The sequence below is a fragment of the Pseudomonas sp. ADAK2 TE3594 genome, assembly GCF_053628675.1.
Genome location: NZ_JBRJGV010000001.1, coordinates 3753818 through 3772584, shown reverse-complemented (window position 1 = coordinate 3772584; position 18767 = coordinate 3753818). Strand labels below are relative to the sequence as shown.

Annotated in this window: 17 protein-coding genes; 8 read left to right on the top strand and 9 right to left on the bottom strand. The window is 59.0% G+C overall.

The genetic code is table 11. The features are described from left to right. Nucleotides 1–30: 30 nt before the first annotated feature. Nucleotides 31–1773, top strand: coding sequence for an ABC transporter substrate-binding protein (locus AB7M22_RS16720; RefSeq protein WP_454187143.1), 1743 nt, complete (start codon nt 31–33; stop codon nt 1771–1773). A gap of 176 nt (nt 1774–1949) precedes the next feature. On the opposite strand, the gene AB7M22_RS16715 is transcribed toward AB7M22_RS16720, so the two are convergent. The 4 genes from AB7M22_RS16715 to AB7M22_RS16700 all read right to left on the bottom strand — a co-directional run bounded on the left by AB7M22_RS16715 (nt 1950) and on the right by AB7M22_RS16700 (nt 4915). Then, nucleotides 1950–2264 carry a helix-turn-helix domain-containing protein gene (locus tag AB7M22_RS16715; RefSeq protein ID WP_007896134.1) on the bottom strand — a complete coding sequence of 105 codons (315 nt, stop codon included), beginning with the start codon at nt 2262–2264 and terminating at the stop codon, nt 1950–1952. Further along, nucleotides 2254–2604: a type II toxin-antitoxin system RelE/ParE family toxin gene (locus AB7M22_RS16710; RefSeq protein ID WP_032836267.1), complete on the bottom strand. Its 351-nt coding sequence runs from the start codon at nt 2602–2604 to the stop codon at nt 2254–2256. Before AB7M22_RS16710 ends, AB7M22_RS16715 begins: the two co-directional genes overlap by 11 nt. Before the next feature lie 236 nt (nt 2605–2840). After that, nucleotides 2841–4244: a heavy metal sensor histidine kinase gene (locus tag AB7M22_RS16705; protein ID WP_454187142.1), complete on the bottom strand. Its 1404-nt coding sequence runs from the start codon at nt 4242–4244 to the stop codon at nt 2841–2843. Then, entirely contained in the window at nt 4241–4915 is a 675-nt protein-coding gene (locus tag AB7M22_RS16700; protein ID WP_007940896.1) for a heavy metal response regulator transcription factor, read from the bottom strand. Before AB7M22_RS16700 ends, AB7M22_RS16705 begins: the two co-directional genes overlap by 4 nt. A 466-nt stretch (nt 4916–5381) precedes the next feature. Here AB7M22_RS16700 and AB7M22_RS16695 point away from each other — a divergent pair, with 466 nt between their 5' ends. The 7 genes from AB7M22_RS16695 to AB7M22_RS16665 all read left to right on the top strand — a co-directional run bounded on the left by AB7M22_RS16695 (nt 5382) and on the right by AB7M22_RS16665 (nt 13236). Further along, on the top strand, nt 5382–6641 hold the full coding sequence (locus AB7M22_RS16695; protein WP_454187141.1) for a TolC family protein: 1260 nt from the start codon (nt 5382–5384) through the stop codon (nt 6639–6641). 49 nt (nt 6642–6690) lie between these two features. Beyond that, nucleotides 6691–7884 carry an efflux RND transporter periplasmic adaptor subunit gene (locus tag AB7M22_RS16690; protein ID WP_454187140.1) on the top strand — a complete coding sequence of 398 codons (1194 nt, stop codon included), beginning with the start codon at nt 6691–6693 and terminating at the stop codon, nt 7882–7884. A gap of 40 nt (nt 7885–7924) precedes the next feature. Then, nucleotides 7925–11077, top strand: coding sequence for a CusA/CzcA family heavy metal efflux RND transporter (locus tag AB7M22_RS16685; RefSeq protein ID WP_454187139.1), 3153 nt, complete (start codon nt 7925–7927; stop codon nt 11075–11077). A 225-nt stretch (nt 11078–11302) separates the two neighbouring features. Continuing rightward, the gene (locus tag AB7M22_RS16680; protein ID WP_454187138.1) at nt 11303–11500 is read left to right on the top strand and encodes a co-regulatory protein PtrA N-terminal domain-containing protein; all 198 of its coding nucleotides are present in this window, start codon (nt 11303–11305) and stop codon (nt 11498–11500) included. Between the two features lie 79 nt (nt 11501–11579). Further along, nucleotides 11580–11912 carry a DUF2790 domain-containing protein gene (locus tag AB7M22_RS16675; RefSeq protein ID WP_454187137.1) on the top strand — a complete coding sequence of 111 codons (333 nt, stop codon included), beginning with the start codon at nt 11580–11582 and terminating at the stop codon, nt 11910–11912. 479 nt (nt 11913–12391) lie between these two features. Continuing rightward, nucleotides 12392–12772 (top strand): DUF6124 family protein, encoded by a 381-nt coding sequence (locus AB7M22_RS16670; protein WP_454187136.1) that lies wholly within the window; start codon nt 12392–12394, stop codon nt 12770–12772. Between the two features lie 230 nt (nt 12773–13002). Then, nucleotides 13003–13236 (top strand): hypothetical protein, encoded by a 234-nt coding sequence (locus tag AB7M22_RS16665; protein ID WP_454187135.1) that lies wholly within the window; start codon nt 13003–13005, stop codon nt 13234–13236. Between the two features lie 9 nt (nt 13237–13245). On the opposite strand, the gene AB7M22_RS16660 is transcribed toward AB7M22_RS16665, so the two are convergent. The 5 genes from AB7M22_RS16660 to nuoM all read right to left on the bottom strand — a co-directional run bounded on the left by AB7M22_RS16660 (nt 13246) and on the right by nuoM (nt 18759). Then, nucleotides 13246–14571, bottom strand: coding sequence for an OprD family porin (locus tag AB7M22_RS16660; RefSeq protein WP_454187134.1), 1326 nt, complete (start codon nt 14569–14571; stop codon nt 13246–13248). A 170-nt stretch (nt 14572–14741) separates the two neighbouring features. Next, nucleotides 14742–15119 (bottom strand): type II toxin-antitoxin system VapC family toxin, encoded by a 378-nt coding sequence (locus AB7M22_RS16655; protein WP_008014913.1) that lies wholly within the window; start codon nt 15117–15119, stop codon nt 14742–14744. Further along, on the bottom strand, nt 15116–15547 hold the full coding sequence (locus tag AB7M22_RS16650; protein ID WP_008014912.1) for a type II toxin-antitoxin system Phd/YefM family antitoxin: 432 nt from the start codon (nt 15545–15547) through the stop codon (nt 15116–15118). Before AB7M22_RS16650 ends, AB7M22_RS16655 begins: the two co-directional genes overlap by 4 nt. 208 nt (nt 15548–15755) lie before the next feature. Continuing rightward, nucleotides 15756–17219, bottom strand: coding sequence for an NADH-quinone oxidoreductase subunit NuoN (nuoN, locus tag AB7M22_RS16645; RefSeq protein WP_008014910.1), 1464 nt, complete (start codon nt 17217–17219; stop codon nt 15756–15758). A gap of 7 nt (nt 17220–17226) precedes the next feature. Then, the gene (nuoM, locus tag AB7M22_RS16640) at nt 17227–18759 is read right to left on the bottom strand and encodes an NADH-quinone oxidoreductase subunit M (RefSeq protein WP_454187133.1); all 1533 of its coding nucleotides are present in this window, start codon (nt 18757–18759) and stop codon (nt 17227–17229) included. Between the last annotated feature and the right edge of the window lie 8 nt (nt 18760–18767).

The following is an 18767-nucleotide window of genomic DNA, read 5'->3' as shown; positions in this document are numbered from 1 at the left end:
CATGTCCCGAAACCTAAACAGGAGGTCTCTATGTTCGACAAAAACAATAAGCTGCGACATAGCGTTTCATTGGCAGCCATGCTGGCACTCAGCGGGTTGAGCGCTGCGGCCTGGGCCGATGCCTATGAAGACGCCGCCAAGAAATGGATTGGCAGCGAGTTCAAACCGTCCACCCTGACCCCGGAACAGCAGCTCGAAGAGTTGAAGTGGTTCATCAAGGCGTCCGAGCCGTTTCGCGGGATGAGCATCAAGGTGGTTTCGGAAACCATCGCGACCCACGAATATGAATCCAAAACGCTGGCCAAGGCCTTTACCGAGATCACCGGGATCAAGCTGACCCACGACTTGCTGCAAGAAGGCGACGTGGTGGAAAAACTGCAGACCCAGATGCAATCGGACAAGAACATCTATGACGGCTGGGTCAACGACTCGGACCTGATCGGTACGCACTTTCGCTACGGCAAGACCGAATCGATCACCGACCTGATGGCCAACGAAGGCAAGGCCTACACCTCACCGACCCTGGACATCAAAGACTTCATCGGCATCTCGTTCACCACCGCGCCGGATGGCAAGGTCTATCAACTGCCCGACCAGCAGTTCGCCAACCTCTACTGGTTTCGCGCCGACTGGTTCGAGCGGGCGGATCTGAAAGCGAAATTCAAAGAAAAATACGGTTATGAGCTGGGCGTACCGGTGAACTGGTCGGCCTATGAAGACATCGCCAAGTTCTTCAGCGAAGACGTCAAAGAAATCGACGGCAAGCGCATCTACGGGCACATGGACTACGGCAAGAAAGACCCGTCCCTCGGCTGGCGCTTCACAGATGCCTGGTTCTCCATGGCCGGCGCTGGCGACAAGGGCATTCCCAACGGCTTGCCGGTGGACGAGTGGGGCATCCGTGTCGAAGACTGCCATCCAGTCGGTTCCAGCGTGACCCGCGGCGGCGACACCAACGGCCCGGCGGCGGTCTATGCAACCACCAAGTACGTGGACTGGCTGAAAAAATACGCGCCACCGGAAGCGGCGGGCATGACCTTCTCCGAATCCGGGCCGGTGCCGTCTCAGGGCAACATCGCCCAGCAGATCTTCTGGTACACCGCGTTTACCGCCGACATGACCAAACCGGGCCTGCCGGTGATGAACGCCGACGGCACGCCGAAATGGCGAATGGCACCCTCGCCAAAAGGGCCGTACTGGGAGGAGGGCATGAAGCTCGGTTATCAGGACGCTGGTTCCTGGACTTTCCTCAAGTCCACGCCTGAAAAGCAAAAACTCGCTGCCTGGCTGTACGCGCAGTTCGTGACCTCGAAAACCGTATCCCTGAAGAAAACCATTGTCGGCCTGACCCCGATCCGCGAGTCGGACATCAACTCGCAAGCCATGACCGACCTGGCGCCGAAACTCGGTGGTCTGGTGGAGTTCTACCGCAGCCCGGCCCGCGTGCAATGGACCCCGACCGGGACCAACGTGCCGGACTATCCGCGTTTGGCGCAACTGTGGTGGAGCCACATCGCGGAAGCCGCCAGTGGCGAGAAAACGCCACAACAGGCACTGGACGGTCTGGCCAAGGATCAGGACGCGATCATGACCCGTCTGGAACGTTCCAAGGTACAACCGACCTGTGGGCCGAAAATGAATCCGGAGCGGGATGCGCAGTACTGGTTCGATCAACCGGGTGCGCCGAAAGCGAAACTGGCGAACGAGAAGCCTAAAGGCGAAACCGTGAGCTATGCCGAACTGCTGAAATCGTGGGAGGCGGCGCGTAAGTAAACAGCGGGACCGCGTGAGGCAAAACGGCACCGCAACAGGTGCCGTTTTTGTTTGTTTGCCACCGCCATCGCGAGCAGGCTCGCTCCCACATTGAACCGCATTCTTTCTGACAGAACGTAGTCCCCTGTGGGAGCGAGCCTGCTCGCGATGGCGTCATTGAATACGCCGCGAGCATTTCAGGTCAGCGCCGCCAGTTGTTCAACCGTTTCCGGAAAACGCTCAACCAGCCGGATCAGCGTTGTCGCCTGAGCATTAGGTTTCGCCCGTCCTTGTTCCCAGTTCTCCAACGTCCGGGTATTCGTACGCAAATACATCGCGAATACCGAACGGGAAAGGTTGAGCTGTTGGCGTATGGCTACCACCTCCTCGGCAGTGATTGGCACCAGTTTTGGCAGTTTGACCTTGTGGGTTCGCAGCGTGACCTTGCCTTGGCGCTCGTCGGCCAAGGCTTCAAGGCCTTCCATCAGTTCGGCAAAAATGTCACGTTTCATAGTGGGATCTCGTGTTGATTTCGCTATCTAGAGTTTGTCTGAAAAGTTTCTTCTGGGAAGGCGACAAGTCGTCTTGCTCGTTTTTGCTATATACGGTGAATAGCCAGAATTGATCAAAACCCGACCACCAGTAATAAATCACCCTTAGTCCACTGCGCTTGCCTTTGCCGCGTCGCTGGTCGGAGAAACGGACCTTTCGCAACCCGCCCATACCTTCCACCAGGTCGCCGGTTTCCGGGTTTTTCAGCAGCTCCAGTTGAAAGCTGCGAAACAGTTCGTCGTCCAGATAGTCATTTCTGTGTTTTTGAAATGCGGGTAATTCGATAAAAAGAGCGTCCATGTTCTGTACGTTACCTGCGTATATTTCTATCACAAGAATCGAATAGGTCAAGGCTTCTGTGCCTGCCAATTCGGTCAAGTCATTACATTAATGTCGAAGGCGGGATCGGGATGTAGGACGCGGCTGATTCACCCGCGAGGCGATTCTGGAAAGGGGGAATGAGACTGGGAAAGGCAGGCCGGGCTAACCCAAAATTGCTAAATCTGTGTACTGGGCAACCAATGGGTCGGCGACGTTTATTCCTCGGGGGCGGGAAACCCCAATCGAAACACCGTCACCGTCCCGGGCAAGCTTTTAACCTGTGCCACGCCCTGATGCAGGCTCATGATCGAACGTACGATGGCCAGGCCCAGTCCGGTGCTGCCTTGCGAGCGGGAGCGGCTGCTGTCGACCCGGTAAAAGCGGTCGAACAGATGCGGCAGATGCTGCGCTTCGATGCCCGCGCCGGGGTTGCTGACCCGCAGCGAAACCTCAGACGCTTCTTGTTCAATGTGTAACGAAACCGTTTGCCCGGCCGGGCAGTGGCGCAGGGCGTTGGACAGCAGGTTCGAGATCGCCCGTTGAATCATCAGGCGGTCGCCCAATACCCGTGCGCTGGCGCCGGTCACGCTCAGGCTGATGCGCTTGTCTTGCGCCGACAAGGAAAACAGTTCGGCCACTTTCTCGGCTTCTTCTTCCAGGGCGACCGACTCGAAGGATGTGAGCGCTGCCGGGTTACTGGCCTGCGCCAGAAACAGCATGTCCGAGACAATCCGTGCGACACGCTCCAGTTCTTCGGTGCAAGACACCAAAACGTTCTTGTACTCCTCGGTCGTGCGTTCCCGGGACAGCGTCACCTGTGCCTTGCCCATCAGATTGTTGATCGGCGAGCGCAATTCATGAGCCAGGTCATCGGAGAACTGCGACAACTGCTGCACACCATTATCGAGGCGATCGAGCATGAAGTTGATCCCCCGGGCCAGCTCACTGAGTTCCTGGGGCATGTCGAGCACCGACAGCCGATGGCCGAGGTCTTGCGTCGAGACCATCGCCGCCACTTTGCGAAACTCGCGTAGCGGCGTCAGCCCCCGCTGTACAGCGGCCCAGGCACTGAGGCCGATGAAGATCAGCAGCAACGGCAAGGCAATCAGTGTCGAGCGCAGATAGGCGTTGAGCAACGCCTGATTGTGGGCATCGTCCATCGACAGCAGCACCGGGATGCGGGTGCCGTCCTTGATGCGGATCAACCGAGAGGCGGTCAGGTAGCGCTTGTCTTGGTCGTCGGTGCTGCTGGAGAACGCCAGTTGTTCGTTGGCGGCCAGCACTGCCTTGCGTTCCAGGCGCGGGTCGGCCATTCCGGAGCCGGATTTCAACAGCGGCGTGCGTAAGTTGGTGCGGTCATAAATCGTCAGGGTGAGGTTGTCATGGCCCATGACCTGATCGAGCAAAATGTGCGGCGCCGAACGAATTTCTGCGGAATCGGCATACAGCGACAGGCTGTGTTCCACCTGTTCCATCTTCTGGGCCAGGCTGTTTCTGGATAACGCGTTCAACTCATGGGTCAGGGCGAAGTAAGCCAGGATCGCCAGAAACACTACCAGCAGCGCCCCGAGAATACTCACCGTCAGCCCCAACCGCATTGACAGGCTGGCCGGCTTCATTCCCGCGCCTCCAGCACATAGCCGACACCGCGCAGGGTATGGATCAGTTTGCTGTCGAACGGGTCGTCGATCTTGGCGCGCAAACGCCGGATCGACACTTCGACCACGTTGGTGTCGCAGTCGAAATTCATGTCCCACACCAGCGAAATGATCTGGGTGCGGGTGAGCACTTCCCCGGACTGGCGCATCAGCAGATGCAGCAGGGCGAATTCCTTGGTGGTCAGGTCGATGCGCTGCTCGCCGCGAAAGGCGCGGTGGCGCCCTGGATCGAGTTCCAGATCGGCGACTTTGAGCACTTGCGGCACCGGGATGTTTTCGCTGCGGCGCATCAGCGTGCGGACCCGCGCCAGCAATTCCGGAAACTCGAATGGCTTGACCAGATAATCGTCGGCACCCAGGTCCAGGCCGCGAATCTTGTCGGCCAGACGACCACGCGCGGTGAGCATCATCACCCGGGTGGAGTGGGTGCGACGCAGTTGTTCAAGCACGCCCCAGCCGTCCAGCTCTGGCAGATTGACGTCCAGTATCACCAGGTCATACGCCTGCTGTTGCGCCAGATGCAGTCCATCGGCGCCCGTGGCCGCGTGGTCAACGATGTAACCACTTTCCGTCAGTCCCTGATGTAAGTATTCGGCAGCTTTAAGCTCGTCCTCGACGACAAGGATTCGCATGGTCAATCACCACTTTTATTTAATGGATATTTAATTAAGGTGGCCGGGAAAGTTGTTGTTTTTGTAGGGGAGGCCGGACGGGTTTTAATAACGACTAGAGTTGTGAGTTTCTGGTTTCCTACAGAGGTTTCCCTGTGTGATGGCGTGCAAGGTAAAGGCTGTAGTGGCTACAGAGTCAACTTAAATGCTGGGTCTTGAGCCCTGAAAATGATGATCTGCGACAGCCTGTCGCAGCAGGCAAGCCTGAATGCCCATGCACCGAATTCAGGCAAGGGCTGTTCGGCAGATAACTACCGTGTATTTGTTTCCATGTATTGCTATGTCGCCTTTCGCACTTCGCATCCTAAATCAAAACAACTTCCACATGCCGTGGATAACGTATTTGTAATGTTTCAGTCACCTTGTCGATAAGTTCAAAACCCTACCGTGGCGGCATCAAAGATTCTTGAATGAAGGAAGTCCTCCATTGCCCGGTTTAAAAGAACTGACGGCGCGATCACGCCTGAAAAAAACAACGAGGACAGTGACGGCCAGCGTTGTGTTGCTGGCCGGCACGGGTCTTGTGCATGCATCGACCCTGACCCTGGATCAAGCCCTGCAAACGGCATTCGCCGGTAACCCGGATCTGGCGGCTGCGCAGTGGGAAATCGGCATCGCCGAGGGTGAGCGCAAACAGGCCGGTCTGATCCCCAACCCCGAAGTGTCGTGGGAGGCCGAAGACACCCGTCGTGATTCGCGAACCACCACGGTGATGCTCAGCCAACCGATCGAGCTGGGCGGCAAACGTGGCGCACGGATCGACGTCGCCAGCCGCGCGCAGGACGCCGCCGGGATCGAACTGGAGCGCAAGCGCTATGCGTTGCGCGCCGATGTGATTCAGGCGTTCAACAGCGCCCAGACCGCGCAACAACGCTTGCAGTTGTCCCGCCAGTCGCTGCAACTCGCCGAACACGGTTTGCGCGTCGCCCAAGGACGCATCGAGGCCGGTAAATCATCGCCAGTCGAAGGCACCCGTGCGCAAGTGCAACTTTCCGAAGTGCGCCTGGAACTGAGCCGCGCCGAACGCGATCAGGCCAACGCCTATCAGCAATTGGCGCAGGTCATGGGCTCACCGTTGCCCACCTCGACCACCGTGCAAGCGGCCACGCAAAGCATGCCCACCGTGCCACCGCCGACCCGATTGCTTGAGCTGCTGAACGAGACCGCCGAACTGCGTCTGGCCAAATTGCAGATCGATCAGCGCGAAGCCTCATTGGGTCTGGAAAAGTCGCAACGCATTCCTGACCTGACCGTGAGCATTGGCAGCCAATACAGCGAAACCGAGCGCGAGCGGGTCAATGTGGTCGGGCTGTCGATGCCGATTCCGCTGTTCAACCGCAATCAGGGCAACGTGCTGGCGGCGGCCCGGCGCAGCGATCAGGCGCGGGATCTGCGCAACGCCACCGAGCTGCGTTTGCGCACACAAATCCAGACCACCCTGGAGCAATGGCAGACCGCCAACGGCGAAGTCGCAGCGTTCAACCAGACCATCCTGCCCGCCGCGCAAAGTGCGGTCGACAGCGCCACGCGCGGTTTCGAAATGGGCAAGTTCGGATTCCTCGACGTGCTCGACGCCCAGCGCACCCTGATCAGCGCGCGCAGCCAATACATCCAGGCCGTCAGCGAGGCGACGGATGCCCGAGTACGCATCGAACGCATCTTCGGCGACCTCACCGTCAGCCCTTGAATTTCATCTTTCAGATCACTGCGCGATGGCATGGCGCAGAGGAGTTTCCATGGAAAAAAAACTGATCATTGTTGCAGCGGCGACGTTGGCGCTGGGCATTGGTATTGGCTCGATGTGGCCGGGCAATGCGTCCATCGACGCTCACGCCGATGAAGCGGCGGAACACGCCGATCACGCTGAAGAAGGTGCAGCAGCCGACGCTGAACATGCAGAAGAAGGGCGCTTGGAGTTGAGCACCGAACAGATTGCGGCGGCCGGCATTCAATTGACCGAAGCGCGAGCGCAGAACATCAGCCTCGGCTTGCCATTCCCCGGTGAAGTGCGCTTCGACGAAGACCGCACTGCGCACGTGGTGCCTCGGGTGCCCGGCGTGGTCGAGTCGGTGTCGGTCAACCTCGGGCAGTCGGTGAAAAAGGGCCAGTTGCTGGCGGTGATCGCCAGTCAGCAGATCTCCGATCAGCGCAGTGAACAGGCTGCCGCACAGCGTCGCCTGACCTTGGCGCGTACCACTTATGAACGCGAGAAAAAACTGTGGCAGGACAAGATCTCCGCCGAGCAGGATTTCCTTCAGGCCCGGCAAGCATTGGAAGAAGCCGAAATTGCCCTGGCCAATGCCCGGCAAAAAATCAGCGTACTCAGCGGCAGCGTGGTCGCCACTGGCGGCAATCGCTATGAGTTGCGCGCGCCGTTCGACGGCGTGGTGGTGGAGAAACACCTGACGCCGGGGGAGGTGGTCGATGAAACCACCAATGCCTTCACGCTTTCTGACCTGTCGCGGGTGTGGGTGACCTTCGGCGTATCGCCCAAGGATCTGACCAAGGTGCAGGTGGGTAAACCGGTCACCGTCAGCGCCCCGGAACTCAATTCCGAAGTCGCTGGCACCGTGGCCTACGTCGGCAGTTTGCTCGGTGAGCAGACCCGCACTGCAACGGTTCGCGTGACCCTGGCCAACCCTAAAGGCGCGTGGCGTCCGGGATTATTCGTGACGGCGCTGGTTGCTACCGACAGTCGCCAAGCCAAGGTCGCCGTACCTGAAACCGCGATCCAGACCGTCGAGGACAAACCCACGGTGTTCGTGCGCACCGACGACGGCTTCAAGGCGCAACCGGTGGAATTGGGCAGTCGCGCGGCCGGTTTGGTGGAAGTCACTCAAGGGCTGGAATCCGGCGTGCAAGTCGCCGCAGCCGGCAGCTTCGTCCTCAAATCGGAATTGGGCAAAGCCTCAGCCGAGCATTCTCATTGAAGGCTCCCACTGATCCGTCAACCTCGACCGGAAGGTTCTCATGTTCGAACGCCTGATCCAGTTTGCCATCGAGCAGCGCATCATCGTGCTGCTCGCCGTTCTCCTCATGGCCGGCCTCGGCATCGCCAGTTATCAAAAGCTGCCGATCGACGCCGTGCCGGACATCACCAACGTCCAGGTGCAAATCAACACCGGCGCGGCCGGGTTCTCGCCGCTGGAAACCGAGCAGCGCATCACCTTCCCGATTGAAACCGCCATGGCCGGTTTGCCGGCGCTGGAGCAGACCCGTTCGCTGTCGCGTTCGGGGCTGTCGCAGGTCACGGTGATCTTCAAGGACGGCACCGATCTGTTCTTCGCCCGGCAATTGGTCAACGAGCGTTTACAGATCGCCAAGGAGCAATTGCCCGAGGGCGCGGAAGCGCTGATGGGGCCGATTTCCACCGGGCTTGGCGAGATTTTCCTGTGGACAGTGGAGGCGCAGGAAGGTGCGCTCAAGGAGGACGGCACGGCCTACACGCCGACCGACCTGCGGGTGATCCAGGACTGGATCATCAAGCCGCAATTGCGCAATGTTCCGGGCGTGGCCGAGATCAACACCATCGGCGGATTCGCCAAGGAATACCAGATCGCCCCCGATCCGAAACGGCTGGCGGCTTACAAACTGACCCTCACCGATTTGATCACGGCGCTGGAACGCAACAACGCCAACGTCGGCGCCGGTTACATCGAGCGCAGCGGCGAGCAGTTGCTGATTCGTGCGCCCGGGCAAGTGGCAAGCACAGACGACATCGCCAATATCGTGATGGCCAATGTCGACGGTACGCCGATCCGGATCAAGAACGTCGCGACCGTAGACATCGGCCGCGAACTGCGTACCGGTGCCGCCACCGAAAACGGTCGCGAAGTGGTGCTTGGCACGGTGTTCATGCTGATCGGCGAAAACAGCCGAACGGTCTCCCAGGCAGTGGCGACCAGGCTTGAACAGATCAACCGCTCCCTGCCCCAAGGCGTGATCGCCGTTGCGGTGTATGACCGCACGCACCTGGTGGACAAAGCCATCGCCACGGTGAAGAAGAACCTGGTGGAAGGCGCGATTCTGGTCATTGCGATTCTGTTCCTGTTTCTGGGCAACATCCGCGCGGCGTTGATCACCGCGATGGTCATTCCGCTGTCAATGCTGTTCACCTTCACCGGCATGTTCACCAACAAGGTCAGCGCTAACCTGATGAGCCTCGGCGCGCTCGACTTCGGCATCATCGTCGACGGGGCGGTGGTGATCGTCGAAAACACCCTGCGCCGGCTGGCCCATGCGCAGCAACATCACGGGCGTTTGCTGACCCGCTCCGAGCGTTTCCGCGAAGTGTTTTCGGCAGCCAAAGAGGCGCGCCGACCGCTGATTTTCGGCCAGTTGATCATCATGGTCGTGTACCTGCCGATCTTCGCCTTGAGCGGTGTCGAAGGGAAAATGTTCCACCCGATGGCCTTCACTGTGGTCATCGCGCTGCTGGGCGCCATGCTGTTGTCGGTGACCTTTGTTCCGGCGGCCATCGCGCTGTTTGTCACCGGCAAAGTCAAAGAAGAAGAGGGCGTGGTCATGCGCGGCGCGCGTCGCATTTATGCACCGGCTCTGGCTTGGGTGATGTCCCATCGCGCAATGGCGGTGGGTGCGGCATTGGGTGTGATTGTGCTCAGCGGCGTGCTCACCAGCCGCATGGGCAGCGAGTTTGTGCCGAGCCTCAGTGAGGGCGATTTTGCCTTGCAAGCGTTACGCGTGCCGGGCACCAGCCTGACCCAGTCGGTGGATATGCAGCAGCGTCTGGAAACCCTGATTCTCGGCAAAGTGCCGGAGGTCGAGCGCGTGTTCGCCCGTACCGGCACCGCTGAAATCGCCTCCGACCCGATGCCGCCGAACATCTCCGACAGCTACGTGATGCTCAAGCCGAAGGCGCAGTGGCCGGATCCGGGCAAGTCCCGTGAAACGCTGATGGCCGAACTGCAACAAGCCGCCGCGACGCTGCCGGGCAGCAACTATGAACTGTCGCAGCCGATCCAGTTGCGTTTCAACGAACTGATCTCCGGCGTGCGCAGTGATGTGGCGGTCAAGGTGTTCGGGGATGACATGGACGTGCTCAACGCCACGGCGGCGAAGATCGCCGCCGCCATGCAGAAGGTCAACGGCGCGTCCGAGGTCAAGGTCGAGCAAACCACCGGCCTGCCGGTGCTGACCATCAATATCGACCGCGACAAGGCGGCGCGTTACGGGCTCAACGTTGGCGACGTGCAAGACACCATTGCGGTGGCGGTCGGCGGGCGCCAGGCCGGGACACTGTATGAAGGCGATCGGCGTTTCGACATGGTGGTGCGCCTGTCCGATGCCATGCGCAAGGACATCGAAGGCTTGTCGGCGCTGTTGGTTCCAGTGCCGGCGCCCCCGAATGGCGCTGCCGATCAGATTGGCTTCATCGCCCTCAAGGAAGTCGCCAGCCTTGATCTGGTGCTCGGGCCGAATCAGGTCAGCCGCGAAAACGGCAAGCGGTTGGTGATCGTCAGCGCCAACGTGCGTGGGCGGGATATTGGCTCTTTCGTTAAAGAGGCGGGTGAGGTGATCGAGCGCGATGTTCAGGTTCCGGCGGGTTACTGGACCCGTTGGGGCGGGCAGTTCGAGCAACTGCAATCGGCGGCCAAGCGCTTGCAGATCGTGGTGCCAGTGGCCTTGCTGTTGGTGTTTGGCCTGCTGTTCATGATGTTCAACAACCTCAAGGACGGCTTGCTGGTGTTCACCGGGATTCCGTTTGCCTTGACTGGCGGCGTCATGGCGTTGTGGCTGCGGGACATTCCGTTGTCGATCTCGGCGGGCGTCGGTTTCATTGCGCTGTCGGGGGTGGCGGTGCTCAATGGTTTGGTGATGATCGCGTTCATCCGTAACCTGCGTGAGGAGGGACGTTCACTCTCTGATGCAATCAATGAGGGGGCGCTCACACGACTGCGTCCGGTGTTGATGACGGCATTGGTCGCATCCCTGGGCTTCATTCCCATGGCCCTCGCAACCGGCACCGGCGCAGAGGTGCAGCGACCGCTGGCGACGGTGGTGATCGGCGGGATTCTGTCCTCGACCATCCTGACGCTGCTGATCTTGCCGGCGCTGTATCAGTTGGCACATCGTCGAGACGAAGACGCAGCTTCAACCAAATAGGTGATCCCCCTGTGGGAGCGAGCCTGCTCGCGATAGCGATCTGTCAGTCGGCAATGATGCTGACTGATCCACCGCCATCGCGAGCAGGCTCGCTCCCACATTAGTTATTTGCCCTGATTCAACAGAGTGGCAGCCACATAACGGATATGTAATCTGCGCGCCACCGTCACGAAAGGTTCGGATTGTTACCTTGACCTCGTTAGTTAATTAAACGAGGAATCAAACATGAAACTTGCACAACTGAGTGCGCTTACAGCGTTGGTGATGTCTTCTGTTGTTTTGGCTGAAGGTGGCGGCGATAGAGCCTTTGAAAAAATGATGGCGGCCAATGACCGCTCGGTGGAGAAGTTTGTCGCCAAAGAACAGGCGCGTGACCCCGTCGTCTTGAATGAAAAGAAGGACGACAAGACCAAAGACTTGTAAGCGTGTCGCACTGGAACTAGCCCGTCATCGAGCGTCGATGGTGGGCTTTTTTTTGAGCCTGGATTTGAAGGTATTGGGTATGAAAGTTTTTAAGTTGATGGCGTTCGTCGGTGTGATGGCGATGTCGTTGAATGCGCTGGCAGAAGGCGGCGGTGACCGAACGTTTGAGAGGGCGTTCAGTGCCAACGTCAAAGCCATGGAGCAGTACGCGGCCAACCAGGGCAAACCTGCGCCGGTGGTGAAAGACTACGAATACGGGATGAAACTGGATGTGGTCAAAGTGGTGAGCGTTGTGCGGCCGCAAGTTGCTTGTGCCGTGGTGCCTACTGCCATGACCTATGAAGATTCTCAGGGCCAACTTAACACCATCAAATACACAGTGGCGGGGGATTGCCGCAAACGTGGCGGCTGACAACGCTTTTCTCTTTGCAAACGCGGTAACTGACACCGGATACCCCTGTAGGAGCTGCCGAAGGCTGCGATCTTTTGATCTTGATCTTCAAAAGCAAGATCAAAAGATCGCAGCCTTCGGCAGCTCCTACACAGTGCGTATTTCAATTCGGGATGTTTAAAGATTGTGCCTGGAATACAGAAGCTTCCCACAATGTTTTCAGGTTGTCCGTCGGACGTCCGCTCTCTAGCCTGTGCATGTCGCTGCCAATTCAGCGACCGGGCCTGGAAACCCGAGGACTTGAGAGAGCAAAAGGCGCCTTTCATAACGTATGCTTGCGCACCTTCATGGTGTGTACTCTGTTATGGCGGCTGTGCGCGGGAGACATTCGTGTCTGCCGGGTTGCTCTCTCTCCCGGATTTCCAGCCTGCGTACAGCTGCCACCCATTCGCTTGGAAATCGAATGGGTCAGCTGCAACTATCAAAGAGAGAGAAACATCATGAAAAAGCCAACACCCAACCCTCCCGAAGCAGATACCGCTACGGACACCGCCCCAACATCCCCCTACGCCTCCATCGACTCCAAAAAACTCCACGAAGCCGCCGATCGCGCGCTCGATTACTACCTGAACCCTACCGCCCACGTCATGGCCACGCCCTACACCCCCAACCAGATGTTTTTCGCCAATCCAAAAGCCGACACCGAGTCCCTGCTGGCCAACGCCAGCGAGTCATTGTCCTCGGCCACGGTCATGCTCGGTGACTTCGCCGCGCTGCTGGAAGGCAGCCATCGCAAGACCCTGCTGGGCATTGCGCAAGTGGTCATGCTGGGGGAACTGGCAGTGAATCAGGCATTGGATAACGTCGAGCCGGCTGCATAATCCTGTGGGAGCGAGCCTGCTCGCGATAGCGGTGGTTCAGCCCATGAAGATGTTGGCTGTGCCGGCATCATCGCGAGCAGGCTCGCTCCCACAATTTCCGCGATGTTTTCCTAACTTGTGTACACCACAGAACCTGTGGGAGCCGGGCTTGCCCGCGATAGCGGTGGTCCAGTCCATGAAGGTGTTGGCTGTGCCGACATCATCGCGGGCAAGCTCCCACAATTTCCGCGATGTTTGCCAAATTTGTGTACACCACAGAACCTGTGGGAGCCGGGCTTGCCCGCGATAGCGGTGGTTCAGCCAATGAAGATATTGGCTGTGCCGGCATCATCGCGAGCAAGCCCGCTCCCACAGTTTTTCGCGATGTGTTAAAGACCGGGCATAAAAAAAGGCGCCCCGAAGGACGCCAAAAGATTCACCTCTTACCAAAGGAGCAAGGAGCTTCTAAAGGTGAATTTGCATAAACCGTGAAGTCAGAGAATCGCCAGCGGATATTCGACAATCACCCGTACCTCATCCAGATCCGACTCAAATGCCGTGGCGCGGGTAGTGGCTTGGCGCAGGCGCAACGACATGTCTTTCAGCGAGCCGCTCTGCACCACGTATTTGACTTCGATATCACGCTCCCAGCGCTTCTGGTCGGTCAGCGGGTTGCCGTCGGCATCGCGACGCATGTACACGGCGTTGGCGCTGGAATAGTCGGCGTCGGTGCCACGGGCGTAACGGGTCATGAACGACAAACCCGGCATGTCATAGCTGCTCATGTCGAGGTCGTAGCGCACCATCCACGAACGTTCCTTGGGCGAGTTGAAGTCGCTGTACTGGATGGAGTTGTCGAGGAAAATCGAGTCGGACTGACGCAGGTAATCGAAGTCGTCGTTGCCGTTGTTGCGTTGGTGCGACAAGGCAACGGAGTGGGCGCCGAGTTTCACCCCGACGCGGCCGCTCCAGATGTTGTTGTCGAACTCGCCAAGCAGCTGTTTGCCTTCGTCGACCGCCTTGTAATAGTTCAGGCCACTGAACAGCGACAGGTCATCCGATAGCGGATAAGTCCATGCAGTGCCGGCGTAGTACTGATTCCAGGCATCCTTGAGGCGACTGGAATACAGGCTGAAACTGAGGTTTTTGTTCAGCGCGTAGTCACCACCGCCGTAAGCGATCCATGGCGAATTGACCGGGCCGGCATAGAAGGTCGCGAAGTTCTCGCGCATGTCGCTGGACACTGGTTGGCTCATCGCATGCAGGCGACCGCCCTGTACCGACAGACCTTCGATACTGGTGTTGGTGGCCGTGACACCCCGGAAGCTTTCCGGCAACAGTCGGGAGTCACCCGACGCAACCACCGGGTTGGCCGGAAACACATCGCCGACCTTCACCACCGTATCGAAGGCGCGCACTTTGGCGGCACCACCGACCTTAGTGTATTCATCCCGCGCCTGACCATCGCTGTCGACCGGCAACACGTCGAAAGAACTACGGCCACCGTTGCGACCGTCGCCGGTATCGAGCTTCAAGCCGATCATCGCAAACGCATCGACACCGACCCCGACGGTGCCTTGGGTAAAGCCGGATTCGAACTTGCTGATGATCGCATGGGCCCAGGCCTCGGAATAACCATTGCCGGTGGGACTCGCCTGGCCGTCTCGATGATCACGATTGAAGTATAAGTTGCGGTTGAGCACCGTCAGGCTGCTGCCCTCGATAAACCCCTCGGCTTTATCTTGCGCCAACACCATGGACGGCCCGGAGCCGACCACCACCGCTAAAGCGGCCATCGACATTTTTGTATTGTTAACCATCAATCACTCCTTGGGTTCGGCAGAACGGGAACGTGCTTTGGCGTGGGTTTTATTGTTCGGCGGGCAAGGGCCCGCCGGCATGGTCGCCGGGTGACATCGTTGCAAGCTGCGGATAACGCCAAGGTGATGGGGGAATTACAATTTCGTCATGTGCGTGTGGTGTTGCCCGATCAGACCAGAACAGCCAAATCCGTGTACTGGGCAACCAATGGATCGGCAGTGAGGAGTTTCATGGGTTCTGTCATGGCCGTTGCAACAATGAGGCGGTCAAACGGGTCACGATGGTGATGTTCCAGGTCCTTCACGGCAATGGCGTGTTCTGAGGTCACAGGCAGCTCGATGAACCCGCTGTCGAGGCAGTACTGGCGGATTTCTTCCAGGTCAACGTTCAGCTTTCCCAGCCCGACCTTGATCGCCATCTCCCAGAATGTCGCTGCGCTAATGTAAATATCGGCAGCGTTCTCAATTAGCTTTCTGGCTTTGCCGGATAGCCTGGGGTCATCGCTTAGCGTCCAGAGCAAAATATGCGTGTCGAGCAGAAGCCTCATTCTTGAGTGCCTTCAAAAGTATCGAGCATGTCGTCCGGCAGTGAGGTGTCAAAGTCTTCGGGAAGCACCAGTTTGCCTTTCATCGCTCCGATACGCTGCCCGCAGGGTTTTCCCACCGGAACCAGCTGCGCAAGAGCCCGACCATGTTTGGCAATCGTGATGATCTGTCCGGCGGCTGCGTCATCGACGAGTTTGGACAGATTGTTTTTTGCTTCGGCCAACGGAACGACGATCATGATTTCACTCCCATATTCTGGACAAATATAGCCAGAATATTTGGAGGCGGTAAAGCTGCGCGATTCCTCAAGGGGGACGGGGGCCAGTTTGGAGCGCTTCACTCTATGGGGCAGCAGCGTGACATTACCCCGGCGATCAGCGGCCAAGGCGTCGAAGTCTTCTACCAGTTCGGAAAAAATGTCACGGTTCATTGTTATTTCTCGCGTTGATTTATCGATCCAGCCAGTCATTCAAGATAGAGCCAAGTGCGCAGTGCTGGATGTAGGACGAGGCGGATAGTCTGGCGAGAGCTTTCGGGTATTGCAGGAGGAGGGGAGTGCGGCGGTAATAAATCCCACAAACGCAAAAACGGCACCCGAAGGTGCCGTTTCTGTTTTCTACCGAGTGTCGCTTACGCGATCAACCCGCCAACCCCGACTGTTGAACCAGGTTCAGCAGCGGCTGTGGATACAGGCCGAGGAAGAACGCCAGTACGGCAATCGCCAGCAGCATCACGCCGCCTGCACGTTGTTCCCAGTGCAGTTGCGCATCGTGGCGACGCAGGTTCGGTTCCATCAGGTACAGGGTGACCATGACGCGCAGGTAGTAGAAGACGCCAATGGCGCTGCCCAGTACCAGGGAGCCGACCAGCCACCATTGGTGCGACTCGACACCGGTAGCGATGATGTAGAACTTGCCGATGAAGCCCGCGGTCAGCGGGATACCGGCCAGGGACAGCATCATCACGGTCAGGACGGCGGTCAGGTACGGACGGCGCCAGAACAGGCCGCGGTATTCGTACAGGGCATCCGCATCACGGCCGTTGTACGGCGAGGACATCAGCGTGATCACGCCGAACGCGCCGAGGCTGGTGATCACGTAAGTGACCAGGTACACGCCGATGGCTTCCACGGCCAGGCCTTTGCTCGCCACCAGGGCGATCAGCAGGTAACCGAAGTGGGCGATGGACGAGTAACCCAGCAGACGTTTGAGGTTGCTCTGGGTCAGTGCCAGCAGGTTACCGAACAGGATCGACGCGATGGCGATGATGGTCAGCACGTCGCTCAGCACACCGCTGCTCGCCGCTGGCGAGATCTGGAACAGACGCACCATCACCGCGAACACAGCGACTTTCGACGCGGTGGCCAGGAACGCTGCCACCGGTGCCGGAGCACCTTCGTAAACGTCCGGGGTCCAGAGGTGGAACGGTACCAGCGACAACTTGAACGCCAGGCCGATCAGCATCATGCCCAGGCCCAGTTGAGCCAGAGAGCTTGGCAGGCCGGTGGCCGCCAGGGCCTGACCGATGCCGTTGAAGCTCAGGCTGCCAGCGTCGGCGTAGAGCAGGGCCATGCCGAACAACAGGAACGCGGAACCGGCGGCCGAGAGCACCATGTACTTGATACCGGCTTCCAGCGAGCGCTTGTTGAAGAAGGCGTAAGCCACCAAGCCGTAAACCGGTACCGAGAGCAGTTCCAGACCGACGAACAAGCCGGCCAGGTGCTGCGCGCTGACCAGTACCAGGCCACCGGCGGCGGCCATCAGGATCAGTAGGTAAAGTTCTTCACGGTTGCCCGGGTAACCCGAACCGCCGTCGCCCAGGTAGGCGTGGGCGAGGGTCACACAAGCGAGGGTGGCAACCAGGATCAGCGCCATGTACAAGCAAGCGAAGGTGTCGATCTGCAGCAGTGGAGTCACGGCCAGCGGCGCGACTTTCAGGGCAGGCAGGATCGACAGCAGAGCCAGGTTCAGACCTGCCACCGACAGCAGGAAGGTCTGTGAGTGGTTGCGTCGCCATGCGATAGCCAGCATCACCACGATGATCGTGGCGCTGGTGATCAACAACGGCGCAAGCGCGATAAAGTGTTGAGTCGTGAATTCCATAGCGCTCTTACCGGGCCGAAGCGAGTTGAGTGAAGGCGGTGCCGAGCCACTGCTGCACGCCATGCATCGTCGCGGCAGAGGTATCGAGGAACGGTTGCGGGTACACGCCGATGTAGATCAGCAGTGCCGCAAGCCCAACCACCATGATCAGTTCGCGACCGTCCATGCCATGCAGCACCGCGTCCGATTTCGACGGGCCGAAGTAGGCACGGTGGATCATGATCAGCGAGTAGACCGAACCGAATACCAGGCCGGACGTCGCAATCACGGTGATCCATGGGGCGCTGGCGAAGGTGCCGATCAGGATCAGGAATTCACCGACAAAGTTACCGGTCGCCGGCAAGCCCAGGGACGCGGCGGCGAAGAACAGGCTGAGGGCCGGCAGGTAGGCAATCTTCGACCACAGGCCACCCATCTCACGCATATCGCGGGTGTGGGTACGCTCGTAGAGCTGACCGGAGAGGATAAAGAGTGCCGCGGCCGAGAGACCGTGAGCCAGCATCTGCATCACTGCGCCCTGCAGCGCCAGTTGGCTGCCAGAGTAGATGCCGATCAGCACGAAGCCCATGTGGGAAACGGACGAGAAGGCGATCAGACGCTTGATGTCGGTTTGTGCGAAGGCCAGGAATGCACCGTAGAAGATCCCGATCAGACCCAGGGTCATCGCGAACGGCGCGAACTCGGCCGAGGCATTCGGGAACAGCGGCAGGGCGAAACGCAGCAGGCCATAGGCCGCAGTCTTCAACAAGATACCGGCCAGGTCCACGGAACCCGCGGTCGGTGCCTGGGCGTGAGCGTCAGGCAACCAGGAGTGGAACGGTACGACTGGCAGCTTGACCGCGAAGGCGATGAAGAAGCCGAGCATCAGGATGTACTCGGTGGTCGTCGACATCTTGGTTTTCAACAGATCGGCGTAGTTGAAGGTAATCACGCCGGTGTCGTTGAAGTTGACCAGTACCAGACCCAGGATCGCCACCAACATGATCAGGCCGGAAGCCTGAGTGAAGATGAAGAACTTGGTTGCCGCGTAGATCCGGGTTTTCTTGCCGTCCGAAGAACTGTGACCCCAGAGCGCGATGAGGAAGTACATCGGCACCAGCATCATTTCCCAGAAGAAGAAGAACATGAACAGGTCGAGGGCGAGGAACACGCCGACGACACCGCCCAGGATCCACATCAGGTTCAGGTGGAAGAAGCCCACGTGACGCTGGATCTCTTTCCACGAGCAGAGTACCGAGAGGACACCCAGCAGACCGGTCAGCATGATCATCAACAGCGACAGGCCGTCGAGGGCCAGGTGCACGTTGATGCCGAAACGCTGGATCCAGACGTGCTTGAACTCAAGCGCCCAGGTCGGGTCGGCGCCAGGCGCCGGGGCAAATGAATAGTCACCGTTGGCCCACAGCCAGAGGCCGAGGGAGAGCAGCAGGGACATGGTGATCAGCGCAATCCAGCGGGGGAGGGTGGCGCCGAAGCGCTCACCCATCCAGCACAGCAGGCCGCCGATGAAGGGGATCAGGATTAGCCAGGGCAGAATCATGACGGGCT